23 protein-coding genes are annotated in these 21,021 nt (G+C 32.3%); 22 read left to right on the forward strand and 1 reads right to left on the reverse strand.

The window, feature by feature from the left end:
• The first annotated feature begins 4 nt into the window (after window positions 1-4).
• The 18 genes from FG167_RS13660 (at window position 5) to FG167_RS13745 (ending at window position 17,244) form a co-directional block, all read left to right on the forward strand.
• Entirely contained in the window at window positions 5-583 is a 579-nt protein-coding gene (locus FG167_RS13660; protein WP_203458789.1) for an RNA polymerase sigma factor, read from the forward strand.
• 36 nt (window positions 584-619) lie between these two features.
• Complete coding sequence (locus FG167_RS13665) at window positions 620-931, forward strand: hypothetical protein (protein WP_203458790.1); 312 nt, start codon at window positions 620-622, stop codon at window positions 929-931.
• 4 nt (window positions 932-935) lie between these two features.
• A complete protein-coding gene (locus FG167_RS13670; protein ID WP_203458791.1) occupies window positions 936-1,457 on the forward strand; it encodes a Spy/CpxP family protein refolding chaperone in 522 nt (173 codons plus the stop codon).
• Between the two features lie 125 nt (window positions 1,458-1,582).
• Window positions 1,583-1,867, forward strand: coding sequence for an EF-hand domain-containing protein (locus tag FG167_RS13675; protein WP_203458792.1), 285 nt, complete (start codon window positions 1,583-1,585; stop codon window positions 1,865-1,867).
• Window positions 1,868-1,962: 95 nt separating this feature from the next.
• Complete coding sequence (locus FG167_RS13680) at window positions 1,963-2,667, forward strand: CotH kinase family protein (protein WP_203458793.1); 705 nt, start codon at window positions 1,963-1,965, stop codon at window positions 2,665-2,667.
• A 138-nt stretch (window positions 2,668-2,805) separates the two neighbouring features.
• On the forward strand, window positions 2,806-3,555 hold the full coding sequence (locus FG167_RS13685; protein WP_203458794.1) for a hypothetical protein: 750 nt from the start codon (window positions 2,806-2,808) through the stop codon (window positions 3,553-3,555).
• Window positions 3,556-3,603: 48 nt separating this feature from the next.
• Entirely contained in the window at window positions 3,604-4,152 is a 549-nt protein-coding gene (locus FG167_RS13690; protein ID WP_203458795.1) for a hypothetical protein, read from the forward strand.
• Window positions 4,153-4,173: 21 nt separating this feature from the next.
• Window positions 4,174-5,310: a YHYH protein gene (locus tag FG167_RS13695; RefSeq protein ID WP_203458796.1), complete on the forward strand. Its 1,137-nt coding sequence runs from the start codon at window positions 4,174-4,176 to the stop codon at window positions 5,308-5,310.
• A 75-nt stretch (window positions 5,311-5,385) separates the two neighbouring features.
• Window positions 5,386-6,354, forward strand: coding sequence for a YHYH protein (locus FG167_RS13700; protein ID WP_203458797.1), 969 nt, complete (start codon window positions 5,386-5,388; stop codon window positions 6,352-6,354).
• A 22-nt stretch (window positions 6,355-6,376) separates the two neighbouring features.
• Window positions 6,377-6,952 (forward strand): toxin-antitoxin system YwqK family antitoxin, encoded by a 576-nt coding sequence (locus tag FG167_RS13705; RefSeq protein ID WP_239004396.1) that lies wholly within the window; start codon window positions 6,377-6,379, stop codon window positions 6,950-6,952.
• On the forward strand, window positions 6,939-7,592 hold the full coding sequence (locus FG167_RS13710) for an SCO family protein (protein ID WP_203458798.1): 654 nt from the start codon (window positions 6,939-6,941) through the stop codon (window positions 7,590-7,592). Before FG167_RS13705 ends, FG167_RS13710 begins: the two co-directional genes overlap by 14 nt.
• Window positions 7,593-7,692: 100 nt before the next feature.
• Window positions 7,693-11,382, forward strand: a complete 3,690-nt coding sequence (locus FG167_RS13715; protein WP_203458799.1) for a metallophosphoesterase — start codon at window positions 7,693-7,695, stop codon at window positions 11,380-11,382.
• 93 nt (window positions 11,383-11,475) lie between these two features.
• On the forward strand, window positions 11,476-12,975 hold the full coding sequence (locus FG167_RS13720; protein WP_203458800.1) for a BCCT family transporter: 1,500 nt from the start codon (window positions 11,476-11,478) through the stop codon (window positions 12,973-12,975).
• A 13-nt stretch (window positions 12,976-12,988) separates the two neighbouring features.
• A complete protein-coding gene (locus FG167_RS13725; RefSeq protein ID WP_203458801.1) occupies window positions 12,989-13,618 on the forward strand; it encodes an alpha-ketoglutarate-dependent dioxygenase AlkB in 630 nt (209 codons plus the stop codon).
• Window positions 13,619-13,875: 257 nt separating this feature from the next.
• Window positions 13,876-14,541: an oxygen-insensitive NAD(P)H nitroreductase gene (nfsB, locus tag FG167_RS13730; protein WP_203458802.1), complete on the forward strand. Its 666-nt coding sequence runs from the start codon at window positions 13,876-13,878 to the stop codon at window positions 14,539-14,541.
• Between the two features lie 20 nt (window positions 14,542-14,561).
• Window positions 14,562-15,569, forward strand: a complete 1,008-nt coding sequence (locus tag FG167_RS13735) for a zinc-binding alcohol dehydrogenase family protein (protein WP_203458803.1) — start codon at window positions 14,562-14,564, stop codon at window positions 15,567-15,569.
• Window positions 15,570-15,871: 302 nt separating this feature from the next.
• The gene (locus FG167_RS13740; protein ID WP_203458804.1) at window positions 15,872-16,348 is read left to right on the forward strand and encodes a cupin domain-containing protein; all 477 of its coding nucleotides are present in this window, start codon (window positions 15,872-15,874) and stop codon (window positions 16,346-16,348) included.
• Between the two features lie 89 nt (window positions 16,349-16,437).
• The gene (locus FG167_RS13745) at window positions 16,438-17,244 is read left to right on the forward strand and encodes an SDR family NAD(P)-dependent oxidoreductase (protein WP_203458805.1); all 807 of its coding nucleotides are present in this window, start codon (window positions 16,438-16,440) and stop codon (window positions 17,242-17,244) included.
• Window positions 17,245-17,297: 53 nt separating this feature from the next.
• Here the strand turns inward: FG167_RS13745 and FG167_RS13750 are convergent, their stop codons facing one another.
• The gene (locus FG167_RS13750; protein WP_203458806.1) at window positions 17,298-17,687 is read right to left on the reverse strand and encodes a helix-turn-helix domain-containing protein; all 390 of its coding nucleotides are present in this window, start codon (window positions 17,685-17,687) and stop codon (window positions 17,298-17,300) included.
• Between the two features lie 219 nt (window positions 17,688-17,906).
• On the opposite strand from FG167_RS13750, the gene nfsB (FG167_RS13755) reads away from it, so the two are divergent.
• From nfsB (FG167_RS13755) to FG167_RS13770, 4 genes are read left to right on the forward strand one after another with little or no spacing between them, the layout of a single operon-like run.
• On the forward strand, window positions 17,907-18,560 hold the full coding sequence (gene nfsB / locus FG167_RS13755) for an oxygen-insensitive NAD(P)H nitroreductase (protein ID WP_203458807.1): 654 nt from the start codon (window positions 17,907-17,909) through the stop codon (window positions 18,558-18,560).
• A gap of 23 nt (window positions 18,561-18,583) precedes the next feature.
• Window positions 18,584-19,507 carry an alpha/beta fold hydrolase gene (locus FG167_RS13760; RefSeq protein ID WP_203458808.1) on the forward strand — a complete coding sequence of 308 codons (924 nt, stop codon included), beginning with the start codon at window positions 18,584-18,586 and terminating at the stop codon, window positions 19,505-19,507.
• 12 nt (window positions 19,508-19,519) lie between these two features.
• The gene (locus FG167_RS13765) at window positions 19,520-20,368 is read left to right on the forward strand and encodes a hypothetical protein (protein WP_203458809.1); all 849 of its coding nucleotides are present in this window, start codon (window positions 19,520-19,522) and stop codon (window positions 20,366-20,368) included.
• A gap of 25 nt (window positions 20,369-20,393) precedes the next feature.
• The gene (locus FG167_RS13770) at window positions 20,394-21,017 is read left to right on the forward strand and encodes a putative quinol monooxygenase (RefSeq protein WP_203458810.1); all 624 of its coding nucleotides are present in this window, start codon (window positions 20,394-20,396) and stop codon (window positions 21,015-21,017) included.
• Window positions 21,018-21,021 lie beyond the last annotated feature (4 nt).

Here is a 21,021-nt window from a genome sequence, read left to right on the forward strand (position 1 = left end):
ATATTTGGAAGAACAAGATTTTATTAATGATTTAAGAGAAGGAAAGCAATTTGCTTACGGAAAGCTTTTGGATCTTTTTCAGCAAAAAGTATTTGCTACTTGTATTTCTTTTGTGCCTAACAAAGAAGATGCGGAAGATATTGCACAAGATGTTTTTGTAGAGGTTTTTAATGCTATTCATAAATTTCAAGGAAATTCTAAATTATCTACTTGGATTTATAGAATTACAACCAATAAATGTCTAGAGTTTATTAGAAAAAAGAACACAAAAAAACGTTTTGCTTTCTTGCAATCTTTAACAGGAAATGATATTGCAATAGATAAAACAAATTATTTTACAGAGATAAATCATCCCGGAATTGTTCTAGAACAAAAGGAAACGAGTGAAACCCTATTTTACGCTATCAATCAATTACCAGAAGCACAAAGAATAGTATTTACTTTAAATAAAATAGACGATAAAAGTTATAAGGAAATAAGCGAGATTACAGATAAAAGCATCAGTTCTATTGAGTCTCTATTGTTTAGAGCTAAAAAGAATTTACAAGTGTCTCTAGAACATTTTTATAAAAATGAAAAATAAGCGCAAGTTTTTACAAATTTATGCATCTAAATAAATATGAAAACAAATAATAACATTCAAGAAAAAATAGACAATACCTTTAAAGCTTTTGATGCTATAGAAGAGGTTACTATTTCGCCTTTTTTTAAAGATAAAACCATGCAGCGTTTGTTTTCTCAGCAAGAAGAAGAAAAAGTTGCTTGGTCTTGGTTCTCACCTAAATTACAACTAGCTACTTTGATATGTATTGTTGCTTTAAACGTACTAGCCTTCTCAAAGTTTCAAGAAACAAAATATGAAGAGAATGTTAATCTATTTGCAGAAACTTATGGTTTATCTACAAGTACAGAAACATTGCTATTAAATTAAGAATATGAAAAAGAATACTGTTTTATATATTTTACTTGTTTTTTTAATTGTTGTAAATGGTTTTTTTGTGTTTAACTACGTGGGGAAATCTAATGATAATAAAGCTGAAGGACGTAAAGATCCCATGAGCTTTTTAAGAAAAGAATTAAAGTTTAATGATGCGCAACAGGAAAAGTTACAAACTATAAATGTTGCACATCATGAAAATATGATGCATAGCAATAACGCGTTAAGAGATTTAAAAGATGCATTATTAAATAATATTTCTAATGCTTCGGTAGATGAAAAAACGATAGACTCTATTACAAGTTTAATAGGAAAAGAACAAGCAAATCTAGAAAAGGAAGTTTATTATCACTTTAATAGTATTCATGATATATGTGATGAAAAACAAAAAGAAAAATTTAAGAAAATAATAAAGGATGCACTTCGTAGAGGTGGTGATGAAGGAGGAAGACCTCCAAGATCCCAAAGACCAGAAAGACCAGAAGGTCATAGACCTCCTCCGCCTCCAAACGATTTCTAATAGAATATTATCTAAAAGCGCTTCATAAATGAAGCGCTTTTTTTTTGGCTTTTATTTAACAATATGTAGCACAAGGAATTAAATATGTTGGCATCTAAAAGAACATAACAATAAATATTTTAGATATGAAAAGTAGCACAATTAAAAAAACAGTTTTAGCATTTGGTATAGTAGTATTAATATCTAATAGCGCTTTTGCACAGTCGCAAAACCGACAAGAAAAAACACCACCGTCTTTTAGTGAACTAATAAAAAAGATGGATGCAAACGAAGATGGTAAACTTTCTAAAGATGAAATTAAAGGGCCTTTAAAAGAAAACTTTTCTAAAATTGATACCGATGAAGATGGTTTTATTTCAGAAGAAGAATTTAAAAATGCGCCAAAGCCTAAAGGAAGAGGAAAGAAATAAAGAATAGTTTTTTGAGTGATTAGTTGATTGAAATTAAAGCTTCGTGTGATTGCGAAGCTTTTTTTACAATTAGAAAAATAATAAATATGAAGAAAATGAAAAAATTAAAAAGAAGCATCCATTTTCTTTTAGTGTCTTTAACCTGTAGTAGTTTCCTTTTAACTTTCCAAGCGTGTAGTACAGATGATGATATAGAGGCTACAACAGAAGAGTTTGATGATAGCAATTTTGAAACAATAGATTGGACCACAACAACACATAGCAGTGAAGTAGATCCGAATATGGATGAAGTTTTTGATAACAATACCGTGAAGAAATTAGAAATTGTTATTACAGAATCACGTTGGCAAAGTATGTTGGATAATATGACAGAAACGTATGGGGCGTTTGGGGTAGGAGTAAATTCCGAATCTGCAGATACAGAGGAAGGTTCCATTTTTGTTCCTTCAGAAGTGTTTTATAATGGTTTGGAGTGGTATAGAGTTGGCGTGAGTTTTAATGGAAACTCCAGTTTACAAAGTAGTTGGCAAAATGGTATTTTAAAGCTGTCCTTTAAATTGGATTTCGACTTTTTTGGAGAGGAGTATCCACAAATTGATAAGCAACGCTTTTATGGTTTTAAAAATTTAAACCTTAAAAATAATTTTGATAACAAATCGATATTACAGGAAAACGGAAATACAGATACGTATTCTAATTCTGTACACGTAGCTTTTTATAAAGTGTATATAGACCATGGAGATGGAGCGGAATATTTTGGTTTATATACTTTGGTGCAAGAATTAGATGAGAATGTTTAATACTAAGGATATAAAGACAATTATTGGAATTAATTTTCTGTAGATCCATAGTTCTTTGCATAGAAGGACCTCACCAAGTAAAAGTAATAATGCTTTTTAACAACAATGAATTTAATCAAAAGTATAAAATAGGAAACTATGAAGATTTTTAGAAAAATTAGAAGAACATTAGTCGCTTCAGGTAAAACTAAAAATTACCTACTATATGCTTTTGGAGAAATTTTATTGATTGTGATAGGTATTTTAATTGCATGGAAAATTAATAGTATCAATGAAATTAGAAAAAACAGAATTGTAGAATTAAAAATATACCAAAGTTTAAATGAAGAGTTAAACGCTAATTTAGTTTTACTAGATTCTTCCATCGTTAGGTATGCTCATAACGTACAAACCATCCAAAATACCATTCAATGCATACGTTCAAAATCCTATGATTTATCCGATGCATTAAAAGAAGGTATTATTGATGTAAATCATCAAGTTACCAAACTGCAAAGTGGTGCAATAAACTCGGTTAGTAGTACTAATAAATTCGAATTTATTGAAAGCGATTTGTTGCGAGATTTAATTGCTTCGTATCCAAATGAATTAAACAATTTTGAAAACCAAGAATTAAAAATTGGAAACATCGTTGTTAATCGTTTACAACCAGTTATCGAATCCCATATTTCATTAATTGATATTCTTTTAACTAGAAATGTGAAATATAGTAATACCGAGCCGTATTCTAAACAAACAGATTATAATAAATTATTAAATAGTAGGGACTATCAAAATGTGTTAGTAGACAGGTTAATACAAACCGAAAGTCAACTAACAATTGCTAATAACTTAAGAGATAAAACACAAATAATAGCTTTTAAATTAAATAAAGAATTAGAGAATTAAGCACAAGTTTTTTAACAATAATGCATCTAAAGAAGAAACACCAAACAAATGAAAAAGAATAATTTAAAAACAACTATCACTATTTTTTCCATGCTATTATGTTTTAGCCTTTTTGCACAAGGACCTCCAGGAGGTGGTGGTGGAGGTGGTCGTGGTGGCGGACAAGGAAGAGGAGGTCAAAAAGGCGGGAAACCAGAAGCTTCCGAAATTTTATTAAAGTTAGATACCAATAAAGATAATTTTATAGATAAAGATGAAGCTGCCAAAGATAAAAGAGGAAAAATTTCTGAAGATTTTGAGGTAATAGATAGTAATGATGACGAACTAATAGATTTAGAAGAATTAGATGCTTCGTTAAACGATAGAAAACCTAAAAAAGTTTCGCCTAAAAAAATAATAAAAGAAGTAGATGATAATGGTGATGGTACGTTAAATGAATTAGAGATTGCGGCAAAAGGAAAACGCGATTTATCTGAAAAATTTAGTGAGATAGATACCAATAAGGATGCAGAATTAGATGAAGAAGAGCTGAAAGCCTTTTTTGGTGATTCGGAGGATGAAGATGATAAAAAATCAAAACGAAAAAGAAGAGATTAAATTTAAATGTGAATTATAATTATGAGAAAGCAATACAAAATAATTACGATACTTTTAATAAGTGTATTTATTGGATGTAAAAGTAATACAAATTCACACAGTCATGATGGTCAAGAAAGCCATTCTCATGAAAGTGATAATACTTCAGAAATAACCAATGATTATTTTGGTAATTATGATTTAGAAGATGAAGCTTATGGAACAAAAACGAGAGTTACTATTACAAAAGACTCCCGAATTATGGTGACAAATTCTTTACCAAATCATGAAACAGGAAGCTTTCCAAACCCAGGAAATCCAAATTCTATTTCAGCAAAAAACAAAACCTATACTTTTCCATTAAACCCTATTTATACAGGTAAATCACAATGGATGCGCGAACCAGGAATTGCTTTAAATGGTATTAAGTTTGAACCACAAACAGCAGAAGTTGTGGTTTGCGAAACAGGTGAAAATTATAGAGTGGAAGCAATTCAAGACATTATAGATCTTGGCTTAGATTTTAACCATGCACATGTGCAACCTACTGGAGAGTATCATTATCATGGTACGCCAACTTCCATGATTGAGAAATTTGATACTGGAGAAGATATAGTACATATTGGTTTTGCTCATGATGGTTTCCCGATATATTACTCTAAAAGCGGCAAGTATAAACCCAGCTTTGCACTTTTAGATGGAAATAGAGAAGGGGAAGATTGTACTTATGATAATCCGAAAGAACATTTAGATATTGCTGTTGGCGGACATCATGATGGAAGTTTTGGTTCCGATTTCGAGTATGTAGATGGATTTGGAGATTTAGATACCTGTAACGGTATTGAAGTAGATGGTCAATACATGTATTTTGTTACTAACGAGTTTCCTTATGTTGGTAGATGCGTTATGGGAGAAGTTTCTTCAGATAAGAATCAAGGAGGACCTCCAAACAGTCAACAAGGAGGAGGACGTCCAAGTATTTCAGAAATTTTCACGAAAATGGATACCAATAAAGATGGTAAACTTTCTAGTACTGAAACACAAGGACCATTAAAAGAAGATTTTTCTAAAATAGATATAAATAAAGATACTTATAAATCTATAGAAGAATTAGAAAAAGCTTCTAAAGGGAATAATCAAAGACCACAAGGAGGAAAACCACAAGGTCGAGGAAATTAAAAAGAAAATATTATAAAAGTTGCGCAAGTTATTACCATTTATAGCATCTAAAAACTAAATACTAAAAAAAACAATATGAAAAACTTATTTAAATTTTTCTTTTTATCGCTATTTCTAGCTTTAGCAATTTTGGCTTGTTCCGGTGATGATAATGGTTCAAGTGATGAAGAAGAAGTAGAGGAAGAAACTACTTGGTACCTAGATGCAGATGGAGATGGTTATGGAGATCCAAGCGAATCTATCTCATCGACAACACAGCCTGATGGATACGTGAGTAATAACACAGATTCTGATGATACAGATTCAGACTCAGAAGCCGAAGTACAGCCAACTTTACACGAAGCTTTCGCAGACTTCGATGCAAATAATTTAACCATCATGTTAAGCGGAACAAATGTGGTAATAGAAAGTAATGGTTTGCCAAATCATACATCTCCTTATTGGTCTAATACAACATCAAGAAGCATTACGGGGCCAGATGGAAATACTATGACAACAGTTTCAAACGCAGATCATCCTTTATGGGTAGAACCAACTGTTACTTCTCAAGATCAAATGGCTCCAGGGAATATTGATGATTTTAATGGTACGTATTCGTTAACCGTTTCTGCAAATCCGCAATTAGCATCTAGTTCTACTGCAACAGGTTTAGGAGCAATAGGTATTGCGATTAGTGGATCGATGATTTATAATGATGAAGAAGGGCCAAACATTCCTTTAGATAATGCTGTAGGATCTTTAGATTACACTGCTGCACATACAGGACCACAAAGTTACCATTATCACTTAGAAACAAAAGCTTGGTCTGAAGATGATGATAACTTAATTGGTATTATTGCAGATGGATTTTTTCTTTACGGAAGAAAATGTGATGCAACAGGAACATACCCTACAGATTTAGATGCATCAGGCGGACATACAAGTACTACACAACATACAGACGTTGCAGAATATCACTATCATATTCAAAACGAATTATATTTAAATAGTTATTATATTTTATTCCCAGGTGATTATCAAGGAACTCCAAGTAATATTCAATAAAAGCTGTATTATATTCAGTTTTATGCTCTTTTTTAATTGTCAGAATAAGACAGTTAAAAAAGAGCAATTAACTGCGGTTGCTATGGAGGTTTCTTTACCCGAAGTTTCTAAATCCGCATTAATTCTAAAGCCAAATATCGGACTTGTCTATTATCAAGATACCCCTTTTACTGGTATTTCTGTTTTAAGTTATCCTAACGGAAATATGGCAGAATCTATTCCGTATAAAAATGGAAAAAAAGATGGAACGTTAAAGAAATGGTTTGAAAATGAAACATTAAGTTTTGAAGCATTTTATAAAAACGGAAAGTTGGAAGAAACTGCTACATCTTGGTGGTTGAATGGAAATATAAGATCCGAGTCTCACTATAAAAATGGGATTGCCAACGGTATTCAAAAGCAATGGTACAAAACTGGAGAACTATTTAAACAAATGACTATTGTAAATGGTAAGGAAGATGGCATGCAAAAAGCATGGAGAAGAAACGGAAAAATATACAATAATTATGAAGCAAAAAATGGTAGAATCTTCGGATTAAAACGTGCCAATTTATGCTTTCAATTAGAAGAAGAAATTGTACAAGATGAAAAATTATAGTTATACTTTAATACTACTAATTATTTTTGCTAGTTGTAAAAATAAAAGTACAGAAAAAACAAGTAGAGTAGCCACTTTACCATTTTATAATGAAGCTAATTTCACACCTAATTGGTTAGATTTAGATGGGGACAAAAGTAATGATTTTCATGAAATTCCAGACTTTTCATTAATCAATCAAGATGGAAATACAGTTACACAAGAAACTTTTAAAGATAAAATTTATATCGCAGATTTCTTCTTTACTTCTTGTTCTGGTATCTGTCCTAAAATGACAGCCAATATGTCTCTTTTACAAGAAGCATTTTTAGAAGACGATGATGTTTTATTGATTTCACATTCGGTGACTCCAGAAAGTGATTCTATACCCGTTTTAAAACGCTATGCAGAAACCAAAGGCGTGATTTCTAATAAATGGCATTTAGTAACAGGAGATAGAAATGAAATTTATGACTTGGGTAGAAAAGCATACTTTATAGAAGAAGATTTAGGGGAAACTAAAACAGCAGATGATTTTTTACATACCGAAAACTTTGTGTTAATTGATAAAAACAAACATATTAGAGGAATTTATAATGGTTTAAATAAAACTTCTGTAGCACAATTAGTTACAGATATTAAAACACTTAAGTCCGAATAAAAAAATATACATTAAAATAAAACCATATACATTGTAAGGTATTTTAAAAAGGTATAACTAACTTTAAAAGTTTTCTGGTTTACTTTAAAATACATTATAAATGGTTAAAAATTTACTAAGATTATTTGTTTTTCTTCTTATTTCTTCTTGTGCAACGTATAAAGCACAATACAGCTCTAAGGTTATAAACACTAGCTTTCCTGATAAAGAAATAGAACATTCTTTCTATTTAATTGGAGATGGAGGTAATTCGCCTATAGGAGAATCTTCAAAAACAATCCAAGCTTTTAAATCCGAATTATCTAAAGCTACTAAAAATAGTACAGCCATTTTTCTTGGTGATAATATTTATCCAAAAGGATTACCGAACAAAGAAAGCGAAGGTAGAGCATTTGCAGAACATCAATTAAATACCCAAACACAAACTACAGCAGACTTTAAAGGAAATGCTATTTTTATTCCTGGAAATCACGATTGGTATAGTAACGGACTTAAAGGATTAAAACGCCAAGAGAAGTATATTGAGAATATTTTAGGGAAAGATACTTTTTTACCAGAAAATGGCTGTCCGATAGAAAAAATACATGTTTCTGATGATGTCGAATTAATACTTATTGATACCCAATGGTTTGTTACCAATTGGGATAACCATCCTACCATTAACGACGATTGCGAAATTAAAACCAGAGAACTTTTTTTTAACGAATATAGCAGTTTAATTAAAAAAGCAAGAGGTAAAACTACCATCGTAGCATTACACCATCCTATGTATACCAATGGTTTACATGGCGGACAATATGATTTTAAAAGTCACATGTCACCAATTCCTGTTTTAGGATCGTTAAAAAACCTATTGCGAATTACAACTGGAGTTTCTAATGCAGATATTCAAAACAAACGGTACAACGAATTAAGAAAAAGACTAATTACCATTTCGCAAGAAAACAGTAAAGTCGTTTTTGTTTCTGGTCATGAGCATAATTTGCAATATTTGGTAGAAGATAATTTACGTCAGATAGTTAGTGGTTCCGGATCTAAAGTGACACCAACTAGAAATGTTGGCGGCGGACAATTTTCATACGGAACTCCGGGATATGCAAGGCTAGACGTCTTTAAAGATGGTTCTTCGTATGTGCGTTTTTATTCTGTAGAAGAAAATAAAATAGTATTTGAAACCGAAGTTTTAAAGCCTAATGAAAACAAATCAGACACCATATATCCGGAAACCTTTCCGAAAGAAAAATCAGCTTCCATTTACACGGTAGAAGAAACAGATAAATCTGGTCTAACAAAATTTCTTTGGGGAGAAAGATATCGAAACACATATAGCACAAAGGTTACTGTACCAACCGTAAATTTAGACACCCTTTTTGGAGGTGTTACTATTGGAAGACGAGGTGGAGGAACACAATCAAAATCGTTACGTCTTATTACTAAAGATGGTAAAAAGCAATACGTAATGCGTGCTATGCGTAAACAAGGTACACAGTATTTACAAGCCGCTTTTTTTAAAGATCAATATCTCGATGGAAAGTTTGATGATACTGCTGCTGAGGATTTAATCTTAGATGTATTTACAGGTTCCCATCCGTATGCACTTTTTACGGTTGGTGATTTATCGGATGCTGCAGGTGTGTATCATTTAAATCCGAAATTATACTATGTGCCAAAACAAAACGCCTTAGGTGATTTTAATGAACAATTTGGAGATGAATTATATATGATTGAAGAGCATGCTTCTGATGGTCATGGCGATCAAGCGAGTTTCGGATTTTCTAACTCCGTTTTAAGTACAACAGATGTAATGAAAAAGTTGCATAAAGATGAAGATTTAATCTTAGATGAAGCGGCTTACATTCGTGCACGTTTATTTGATATGCTAATTGGAGATTGGGACAGACATCAAGATCAATGGCGCTGGTTAGAGTTTGAAGAAAATGGTAAAAAGGTATATAGACCATTGCCAAGAGATAGAGATCAGGTTTTCTCCATTATGTCAGACGGTGCAATGCTTACATCTGCTGTTACTATTATTCCTACTGCTAGATTATTAAGAAAATATGATGACGATTTAGTGGATGTTAAAGGGGTTAATGTAGAACCTTACCCTTTAGATATGGAGTTCATTATGCTGTCGGATAAAGAAGTTTGGGATGCGCAAGTGAAGACCATTCAAGAAGGTGTAACAGATGAAGTTATAGATAAAGCATTTTTAAATTTTCCGGAAGAGGTTAGAGGAGAAGTTACCGATAAAATCAAACAAACGTTGAAAGCGCGTCGTGCAAATCTTCAAAAAATTGCAGATAGATATTACAGTCTAGTAAATAAATACGCGGTTATAAAAGGAACAAATAAAGACGATTGGTTTGATGTAGAACGTTTGCCTAACGGAAAAACGAAAGTTATCGCATATAGAATTAAAGGAGGGGAAAAAGGAGATGTTTTTCATGAAAGAACCTATAATAGTGAGGTAACCAAAGAAATTTGGATTTATGGTTTAGATGATGATGATACGTTTCATGTATTTGGAAATAACACCAATAACCAAATGCGCGTGCGTTTAATTGGTGGTCAGAATAATGATATCTATAATATAGAACAAGGAAAAAAAGTTACTTTTTACGATTATAAATCTAAAGAGAATACCATTATTACTAATAAAGGGCATCAAAAATTTACGGATGATTATGAAACAAATGTATACGATTATAAAAAGTTAAAAAACAATGTAAATCAGTTTATACCAACGCTTGGATCTAATCCAGATGATGGCTTTAAACTTGGCGTTTCTAATACATATACCGTTTATGGTTTTGAACGAAATCCTTTTACTTCACAACATACGCTTTCTGCTGCTTATTATTTTGCAACCAATGGTTTCGAATTAGATTATAAAGGAGAATTTGCTAATGTATTTAAAGGATTGAATTTTGGGTTAGACCTTCATTTTAATAGTCCAAATTATTCTATAAACTTCTTTGATTACGGTAATTCTACTCCTAATTTTGAAGCAGATGAAGATCTTGTTAGTTTAGATTATAACCGAGTGAAAATAAGAACATTGTTTGCAATGCCTTCCTTGATTTGGCGCGGACAATTGGGTGGTTTTTTTAAAGCAGGTATATTTTATGAATCGAACGAAGTAGAAAGAACGAATAGCCGATTTATAAATGGATTTATAGGCGATGGCAATGAAGTTAGTGATGCTTTTTATGGTGCAGATGCTTCGTATTCTTTTGAAAATAAAGATAATGAAGCGTTCCCAACCTTAGGAATGCAATTTGGTTTGCAAGTTGGTTTTAAAAATAATATAGATTCTAATAAAGGGTTTGGGTATATCATTCCAGAATTAGGTTTTGATTATAAATTAATTCCTAGTGGAAAATTAGTTTTAGCAACCAATTTTAGCGGGCATTTTAATTTAGGAGATAATTTCGAATTTTATCAAGCCGCAACCTTAGGAGCAAATACTGGATTACGTGGTTATAGAAACGAACGTTTTACAGGTAAAAGTGCTTTTGTGCAAAGTACCGATTTACGTCTTAATTTTTTAAGTCTTAAAACAAACGTATTACCAATAAGTCTTGGTGTTTATGGTGGTGCCGATTATGGTCGCATTTGGGTAGATAATGATTTGGTTGCAACTAGATCTTATAATAGTGACCGTTGGAATACCTCTTTTGGTGGTGGTGTATTTGTAACTATGGTAGAGATGTTTACCGCAAATGTATCCGCTTTCAATAGTGAGGATGGTTTGCGTTTTGCTTTTAAATTAGGCTTCGGATTTTAATACGTTTGTAATTTTAACTCGCACAGCTACAGATATTCATGCAAATATATTTGTATTCTAATCCTTATTTTTGTTTTAAACAAATCACCATAAATGCTTAAATACATTCAAAAACATTCCATTTTATCTATTTCGGTAGGCATCATTTTTCTATGCACTTTAATTGTTTTTTTTGCAACCGAAACAAGTTATAATGCTATTGAAATTGCATCGTTATGGGTTCGGAATTATTTTGGATACTTCTATTTGTACTTAGGTTTTGGCTGTGTTGTAGCATTATTATGGATTGCATTTTCCAAATACGGAAACATAAAATTAGGGGAACCAGCTTCTAGACCAGAATACTCGTTGTGGTCTTGGATTGCTATGTTGTATAGCGCAGGAATGGGATCTGGTATTTTGCTAAGAGCAGTACAAGAACCAGTTTTTATGCAACAAAATCCACCTTTTGCATCTGGTTTATCTAATGAAACTGTAGCATTAGAATTCACGTTTTACCAATGGGGAATTACTGCTTGGGCATTTTATGGGCTATTTGCGGTTATTGTTGGCTACGCATTGCATGTTAATAAAAAGAAAGTCAGAATAAGTGCTACCATAGAAGATCGTATTAAAAGCAAACCGATAAGAGCAAGTGTAGATATTATCACTATTATCACCACTATTTTTGGATTAATAGCAGCAATTGGTTTGGGTACCACACAAATTAATGGTGGATTAAATCACGTTTTTAGTACAGATTTTGGTTTTGTAACAACTATAATTCTTTGTATTTTTATTTCAACAATAGCGTGTTATTCTGCTTGGCAAGGCGTTAATAAAGGGATTAAAATATTTTCAAAATTAAATATTATTGTCACGCTATTCATCCTTTTATTTGTCTTTTTTACAAGTGATGTACAAGGTATTGTCGTTTCATTTTTTACAGCTTTATTTCAATACATTGTCGACTTTATACCCATGAGTTTGGCCATTGGAGACTATAATCCTGGATTAGAGTTTTTAACAGGATGGACCTTCTATTATTGGGCATTTTGGTTAGCTTGGGCACCTTTTACAGGTATATTTATTGCGCGTATTTCTAAAGGAAGAACGATAAGACAATTATTATTAGGTGTGCTAATTATTCCTAGTTTAGGAACCTTCTTTTGGTTTTCGGTTTTTGGTTCTTCAGCATTTCATTTAATAGAAGCTTGGGGAAGTTACGATAACCAATTTGGTAATGTATTCTCATCTATTTTTGTGTTTTTTGAACAGTATCCGTTTGCTACATTTCTAAATATAACGTCTATATTTTTATTAATTAGTTTTTTGATTACATCTGTCGATTCGGCTGTATTCGTCCTAAGTATGTTTACAGATAAAGGGTCTAAAAACCCAAATAGAACACATCGTGTCATTTGGTCTATTTTCATCTTGTTGGCAACCATTGCCTTAATTCTTTTAGGAAATATTAAAGCAAATGTCAATGTTTTAGAAGCTGTACAACGCTTGTTAATTATAACGTCGTTACCGTTTTCGTTTTTCATCATCATTATGTTTGGCTTTTTTGTAAAAGATCTTAGAAAAAACCGACTAAAAGCCAATAATTAAGAAAAGGATTATTATGGAATCATTCAATCCAATAGATTTGTTTTCGACTAATGAGGTGATTAAAACCGAATTTGATTTGCCTGGTGCTGCTGTAACTTTATTTGAGAATTTCTTTTCAATAGAAGAAAGCGATAGATTGTATAATAGCCTTTTAAAAAACACCAATTGGGAGCAAGACCAAATGGCTATTTACGGTAAACAAATAGACTTACCTAGACTTACAGCTTGGTATGGCGATACGGATTTAGAAGTGGCCTATGTTGGAAAAACAACAAAGCTACGTCCTTGGACTGCGGAGCTATTAAAAATCAAACAACGCATAGAGCAGGAGGTAGACATCAAATTTACACGCTGTTTACTTAATTATTATAGAGATGGAAAAGACAGCGTAGATTGGCATCAGGATTATGAAGTAAATCAACGCAAAAACACGGTTATCGGCTCCGTTACTTTTGGAGAAACAAGACCTTTTCAACTTAAACACGCAACGCGTAAAGATTTAAAACGCATAGACATTCCTTTAAAACACGGTAGTTTGTTACTAATGCAAGGTGCTACTCAAGATAATTGGAAGCATAAAATTCCGAAAACCACAAAAAAAATTAGACCACGAATAAACCTAACCTTTAGATGGGTTGGATAAAACCAAAATGGTTTTAATAAAGGATTAACTAAAACTAAATGTACCTTTTGCAGTTTGGAAGCGTGCTTATTATCTTTTTTATGAAAACTTTAGGAATTACCTTTAATTATACTGGTATTCCTTGTTTTTATACGTCATTTTGGATTGATTTTCTAGTTGTTTTTGTACTATCATTTATGACCGTTATTGCGAGGTTTTAATACTATACTTACTTTTGTCACTATAAAAATGATAGTTAATTAAAAAAACATATAAAAATGAATTTACACGACACATTAAACTGGAGATACACTACAAAGGAATACGACACAACCAAAAAAATCTCTGATGCAGATATGGGGGAAGTCAAAAATTTATTAAGAATGAGTCCTTCAAGTATTAACCTGCAACCTTGGCATTTTATTATTGCTGAAACTACAGAGGGAAAAGCGCGTATGACAAAAGGAACTCAAGGCTTCTTTCATTTTAATGAACCAAAAATAACGAATGCATCAGCTGTAGTATTATTTTGTTCAAAAACTAGTGAAGGTGCAGATGATATTTTTTATAAACACCTTTTAGAAGTACAGGATAAAGACGGAAGATTCCCTAATGAAGACATAAAGAACGGAATGTACGGAGGGATGAACGCTTTTGGAGACATTCATAAATATGATTTAAAAGACTATCAACATTGGATGGAAAAGCAGGTATATCTTAACATTGGAAACTTTTTGTTAGGAGTTGCAAGTTTAGGTATCGATGCAACACCAATGGAAGGTATTGATGTAAAAGCGTTAGATGAAGAATTCGGATTAAGAGCAAAAGGATTCACATCTTTAGTAGTTGTTTCTTTAGGCTATAGAGCTGCATCGGATTTTAATTCAACGGACAAAACTCCAAAATCTAGATTACCACAAAGTGAAATTATCACTGTAATATAATTGCAAAAAATTTAATTCAGATGAAAGCAATAGGATACAAAGAGAATTTACCAATAGACAATGTAAATTCGCTACAAGACATAGAAATAAAGACTCCAAAAGCAACTGGAAGAGATATTTTAGTGGAAATTAAAGCCATTTCGGTAAATCCAGCAGATTATAAAGTACGTGCAAATATGCCTGTACAGGGTGACGATTGGAAAATTATAGGTTGGGATGCAACCGGAATTGTAAAGCAAGTTGGAGAAGATGTTACTTTATTTAATGTTGGTGATGAAGTTTGGTACGCTGGCGATTTTACACGTCAGGGTAGTTATGCGCAATTTCAGGTGGTAGATGAACGTATTATAGGTAAAAAACCAACAAGTTTATCCTATGCGGAAGCTGCGGCGTTACCATTAACAACACTTACTGCTTATGAAATGTTGTTTGATAGATTAGAGGTTTCTAAAGACGATGCCAATAAATCCATTTTAATAATAGGTGCAGCAGGAGGCGTTGGTTCTATAATGGTGCAATTAGCTAAAAAGTTAACAAAACTGAACATTATTGCTACTGCTTCTCGCGAAGAAACTACCGATTGGTTAAAAGAATTAGGTGCAGATACGGTTATCAACCATAGAAATAAATTGAGTGAAGAGTTTGAAAAATATAGCCTTCCAGCGCCAGAATATGTTGTGAGTTTAAATGCTACAGAACAACATGTAGATGAAATTGTAAAGCTGATTAAACCGCAAGGGAAATTCGGCTTTATTGATGATCCAAAAGTAATGAATGTGATGCCTTTTAAAGGAAAAGCAGTGTCTACACACATCGAGTTAATGTTTACGCGTGCTATGTTTCAAACAGAAGATATGATTGAGCAACATAACATTTTAAATAAGGCTTCTGAGCTAATAGATAACGGGACAATTAAAACCACTTTAGGCGAAAACTTCGGAACTATTAATGCGGAAAACCTGCGTAAAGCACACGCTTTTTTAGAAACAGGAAAAGCAAAAGGTAAAATAGTTTTAGAAGGATTTTAGTCTCAATGAGATAAATAATAATGTTACGTCACTTCGAGTGATTTTATTGGAATAGAATGAAAATAAAAATGTATCGAGAAGCACAGCAATAAGATTGGTTCTCGATACAAAATTCTAAAAAGAATTTCACTCGAACTGACAAATTAACTATTAATCAATATATAAGAATGTCACTTCGAGTGTTTTTATTGAAATAAAATGGAAATAAAAATGTATCGAGAACTTAGGAATACGGTTGTTTTTCAATATTAACAACTTTAGAATTAGTTTCACTCGAACTGACGAAATATATAAATAGAAAAATGAATTTCAAATCAATTATAGCAGCACTAGCTGTAACAGTACTATTTGCCAGTAACACAGCAAATGCACAAGTAAATACGATAGATTCTATAGCCACTTCAAAAGTGCAACATTTCAATTTTGATAAAATGGAATCAGAAACTATTGGAGAAGGAATTAAACGTAAATGGTTCCATGGTGAAAAAGGTCAAATGACAATTTTTAATTTAGAAAAAGGAGCGCATATTCCTTGGCACAAACACCCAAACGAGCAGATAACATACATAATGTCTGGTAAGGTTAAAATCAAGACTATTATTGATGGTAAAGAGGAATTTGTAGAAGTTGGAGCAGGAGAAGTGATTGTTTTTCCTGAAAATGTACCTCACGAATTTTGGGCATTAGAAGAAACTGTAGATTTGGATGTGCATGTTCCTGTTCGTGAAGATTGGTTGTCTAAAGAGCTTCCGGATTACTTGAAGAAGAGCAAAAAATAATTAATTGATAATCCCTAATTATTGATTAATAATAGAAGAAGCCACAATATACAGTGGCTTTTTCTGCTTTAAGCTGAAAATAATACAATATGAGTAAAACAATAATAATCACAGGAAGCACAGACGGAATAGGAAAGTTAACCGCTTTAAAACTTGCGCAAGATGGACATACTGTTTACGTTCACGGTAGAAGTGAAGCTAAAGTAAACAATGTTGTTGCCGAAATTAAAGAAGCTTCCAATAACCAAAAGATTAAAGGTTTGGTTGCTGATTTTTCAGATTTAAAAGCTGTTAAAAAATTAGCAGAACAGATTAAAAACGACATTCCGAAAATAGATATTTTAATAAACAATGCAGGTATTTTTAAATCAGAAAGCACATTAACTAAAGACGGTTTAGATTTTAGAATGGTTGTAAATTATTTAGCACCTTATCTGTTAACAAATGCTATTCTTTCAAATATTGAAAATGCTGATTCCCCAAGAATTATTAATTTAAGTTCTGCTGCACAAGCACCAGTTTCAGAAGCTGTTTTAAGAGGAAAAGAGCAAGTTTCAGAAAACGATAGTTATGCGCAAAGCAAGTTGGCATTAACCATGTGGAGTTTTAATTTAGCGAAACAAGAACCAAAAATTGCCGTTATAGCTGTAAATCCGGGCTCGTTATTAAATACAAAAATGGCAAAAGAAGCTTTTGGAGATTATTGGTCTCCGGCAGAAAAAGGTGTGGATATTTTGTATGATTTAGTGACTTCTGAAGCATATAAAAACGATATAGGGAAGTATTTTGATAATGATAAAGGAAATCCAAAAGGTCATTTTTCATCAGCGCATCCAGGTGCTTATGATAAATTGAAGATTGAAAACTTATTACAACAAACGGATAGTTTATTGTAAACGCTTCATTTTTAAAACATAATAAGACTACCTAATAGGTCGCCTTATTTATTTTACTCTACCTCATTAAACAAAAACTCGCCTTTTGTTTCAGCTGCATGCAAACCCCATTCTACAATAAGGGTTAGAATAGGAGTAAGGGTTTCACCAAATTCGGTAAGTCTGTATTCTACTTTTAAAGGTGGTTTTTTAGTAAACACTTTTCTGCTTACCATACCATCGGCTTCTAATTGCTTTAGCTGTAAACTTAGTGTACGCTCTGTAATACCAGGAATTTCCTTTCGTAATTCGTTATACCGTTTTTTGCCACCAATTAAATGGGTTAGAATTACACTTTTCCATTTACCACCAATCAATTCCATAGCAGCACTGGTTGGACAAAACGATATTTTATCGTTGATTTTAATCTTTGGTTTTTTTTCAAACAGTTCTTTTCTGTCCATTTCTATTGTAGTTTTATTTTGCAAAGGTAGTGTGCTTTAATTTAGTGTGCAACTATACTTTTTATAGTAAATAAATTTTATTGTATATAACAGTATAACAATGTATTATATGTTAAAATTGATACTATACTTCATGACCGTTATTGCATAATAATTAAACTATAATTACTTTTGTCACTATAATTTTGATAGTACAAATTATCAGCCAAATATAAAAAGATGAATTTAAATGAAATATTAAACAACCGCTACACAGTTAAAGAATTTGATCCTACTAAAAAAGTATCTAATGACGATTTTGAACAAATCAAATCTTTATTACGTTTAAGTCCATCAAGTATAAACTTACAGCCTTGGCATTTTATAGTTGCTGATACGAAAGCAGGTAAAGAGCGTATTGCAAAAGGAACAGAAGGAACCTTTCCTTTTAATACTCCAAAGGTTTTAGATGCTTCCCATGTAATTGTGATTGCGGCTAAAACAGGAATTGACGAAAATTATATAAAAAGCATTCTAGATAAAGAAGACGAAGATGGGCGTTATGCAAAACAAGAATATAAAGATCAAGCTTACGCAGGACGTATGATGTTTGCAAATCTGCATCGGTATGACCTTAAAGATGTACAACCTTGGATAGAAAAACAAGTATACCTTAATATGGGTTCTTTATTAACAGGTGCAGCAGTTTTAGGTATAGATGCTTGCCCAATGGAAGGTGTAGATGTAAAAGCTTTAGATAAAGAGTTTGGTTTACATAAAAAAGGATATACCGCTTTAGCTGTAGTGTCTTTAGGGTATAGAAAAGACACCGATTTCAATTCTAAACTTCCAAAATCTAGATTTTCAGTAGATACCATTATTACTAAATTATAATCTATATAAAAACCATATAAATAATGAAAAAATTCTTTAAAATAATTGGAGGTATCATCGTGAGCTTGTTAGCAATTGGTGCTATACTATTTTTCTTTTTTCCAAAAGTGTTGATAGACCAAACCAATGCAAGCTATGCTAATGCAGCAAACCTGGAAAAGAAAACGGTGGAAATAAATGGATACACCGTACATTTTTACGAAAGCAAAGCGAATGATGATAAACCAGACTTTGTACTACTTCACGGAATGGCAGACGATAAAAGTAGCTTTTTACAAACTGCTAAATTTTTATCTAATGAGTATCATCTAATTCTTCCTGATTTGGCTGGACACGGCGATAATGAAAGAAAACAGGGACTGGATTATTCTATAGACGGACAAGCCACTTTTCTAAAATCGTTTTTAGAGCAACTTAACGTAACAAACTTTAACCTCATAGGTAATTCGATGGGCGGACATACAGCTGCTGCCTATGCTATAAAATACCCTAATGATGTTAAAAATTTAATCTTATTAGATGCTGCGGGTATAAAAATAGATGACCACGTTGTGTATGGTGGTTTTGGTAAAAAAATTGAAAATAAAGAAGAGTTAGATGTTGTGCTACAACGTGTTTTTTACAAAGTACCAGACCTTCCGGGACCCATAGCGAATTATATGATGGAGACTGTGAACAGCAGTAAAGATTTTGTTGATAACACCTTGATTCCTGCTATTACTAGAGGAAAATTCTTCAATCTTAAAGACGATGTTCAGTATATAAAAGCGCCAACATTAGTATTACAAGGGAAACACGATGAAGTGGTACGTTTTAATGTAGCTGAATACTACAAAGACCATATTCCGAATGCAACTTTAGTAGTTATCGAAAACGCAGCACATTCACCTCAATTAGAAGTTCCTGAAGAAGTGGCAAACGATATTAAAAAGTTTATAAAATTATAAAAACAGATAATGATGAACACTAACACAAAAACTATTCATGCAGCTATTGTGCAATATCACCGTTGGTATCTTTTTTATGAACGTGATTTTGAAAACAAGCAACGCCTAGAAAACCAGTTAGAAATTTTAGCAGATTCTATAAAAATGAAATCTGCAGCGGGAGAAATGCAGGGCAAAGAAAATTATCCTGAAAGATTAAAAGTCTATAAAGGCTGGAAAAATGCGCATCATATCCAAAATATTACAGTTAACAAATTAGAGGATGGTACTATTAACCTTGAGGCTGATATTGTATATCAAAATTTAAAATCAGATGGATCTAATGATAGTTACCCTTTGCATTACAGCACGTTTTTAAAAGAAGTACCTAATGCACTATTACCAGTTTTCACAGAGATAAATATTCAACCAACGGGCGAAATTAAAAATCCTACGTTTGAAGACGCCTATCCCGAAAACAGAATGTTATCGCTCATGCATTATTGGTTGTTAAATATGGAGCAATTAGATGGTAATGTGGAACCTTTTAAAGAATTATTAGCTGAAGGTTTTAAACTTAATTTTTCAACAAATAGCGAGCCTATTGTTACCATAGAACAATTAGAAGAATGGTTAAACGGAACGCCATTACAATTAACAGAAAGCAGTCATTCACCTGAGAACTTTTCCGTAAAAGTTATTTCAGATAATCAATATGAAGTTAACGTTGATTTTGTTTGGAATGGAAAAACAAAAGACGGACAAATAGTTACAGCAACTACAGCACACCATTGGATTGTACAGGATACTCCTAATGACAGATTTGCAAAAATAAAAGAGGTTACCATAACCCAAAAAGTACCACTAACTCCAATAAAGTAATTACACTCTTTATAAACACATAATTATGAAAAGCACCATAGTAAAATTCACAGCAAAACCAGAACACGCAACTAGTTTTGCAGCAACCTTAAAAGAAGCACAAGCAGCGACACGAAAAGAAGCTGGTAATAAAGAAATTAAAGTATTTGTATCGAATACAGATGCCAATGTATTTTTTGTTTACGAACGTTGGGCAGACAAAGCTGCAATAACCTCTCACGATAACGAGTCGCACACAAAAAAGTTAATGGAAGTAGGGCAAACAGCTTTGCAAATCGCTCCAGATTTTTATTTTTTAGGGGATACCAATCCTTTACCAGATCGTTCTAAATCTCCAAATGCTGAAGATGAATTATTCATTATTTTCTTCATATTTAAGTTGAAGTCGGGTTATAAAAAACAAGTTTTAGCACAGTTTGAAGATCATGTTACCAACACAAGAAAAGAGGAGCAAGGAAACATTCTTTTTGATTTATACACGGTAGACGACCAAGAAGATACTTTGGCGGTTTATGAACATTGGAGAACAGCATCAGATGTTTGGGACATTCATTTTTATCAACCATATGCAATGAAAACAGGTAAATTGTTGGAAGAAGCTGTAGAGGGAGATTTAAAACAGTATATGAATTTTGTAACAGAAATTTAAAAAT

It is taken from the genome of Lacinutrix sp. WUR7 (assembly GCF_016864015.1).
Lineage (GTDB): Bacteria > Bacteroidota > Bacteroidia > Flavobacteriales > Flavobacteriaceae > Oceanihabitans.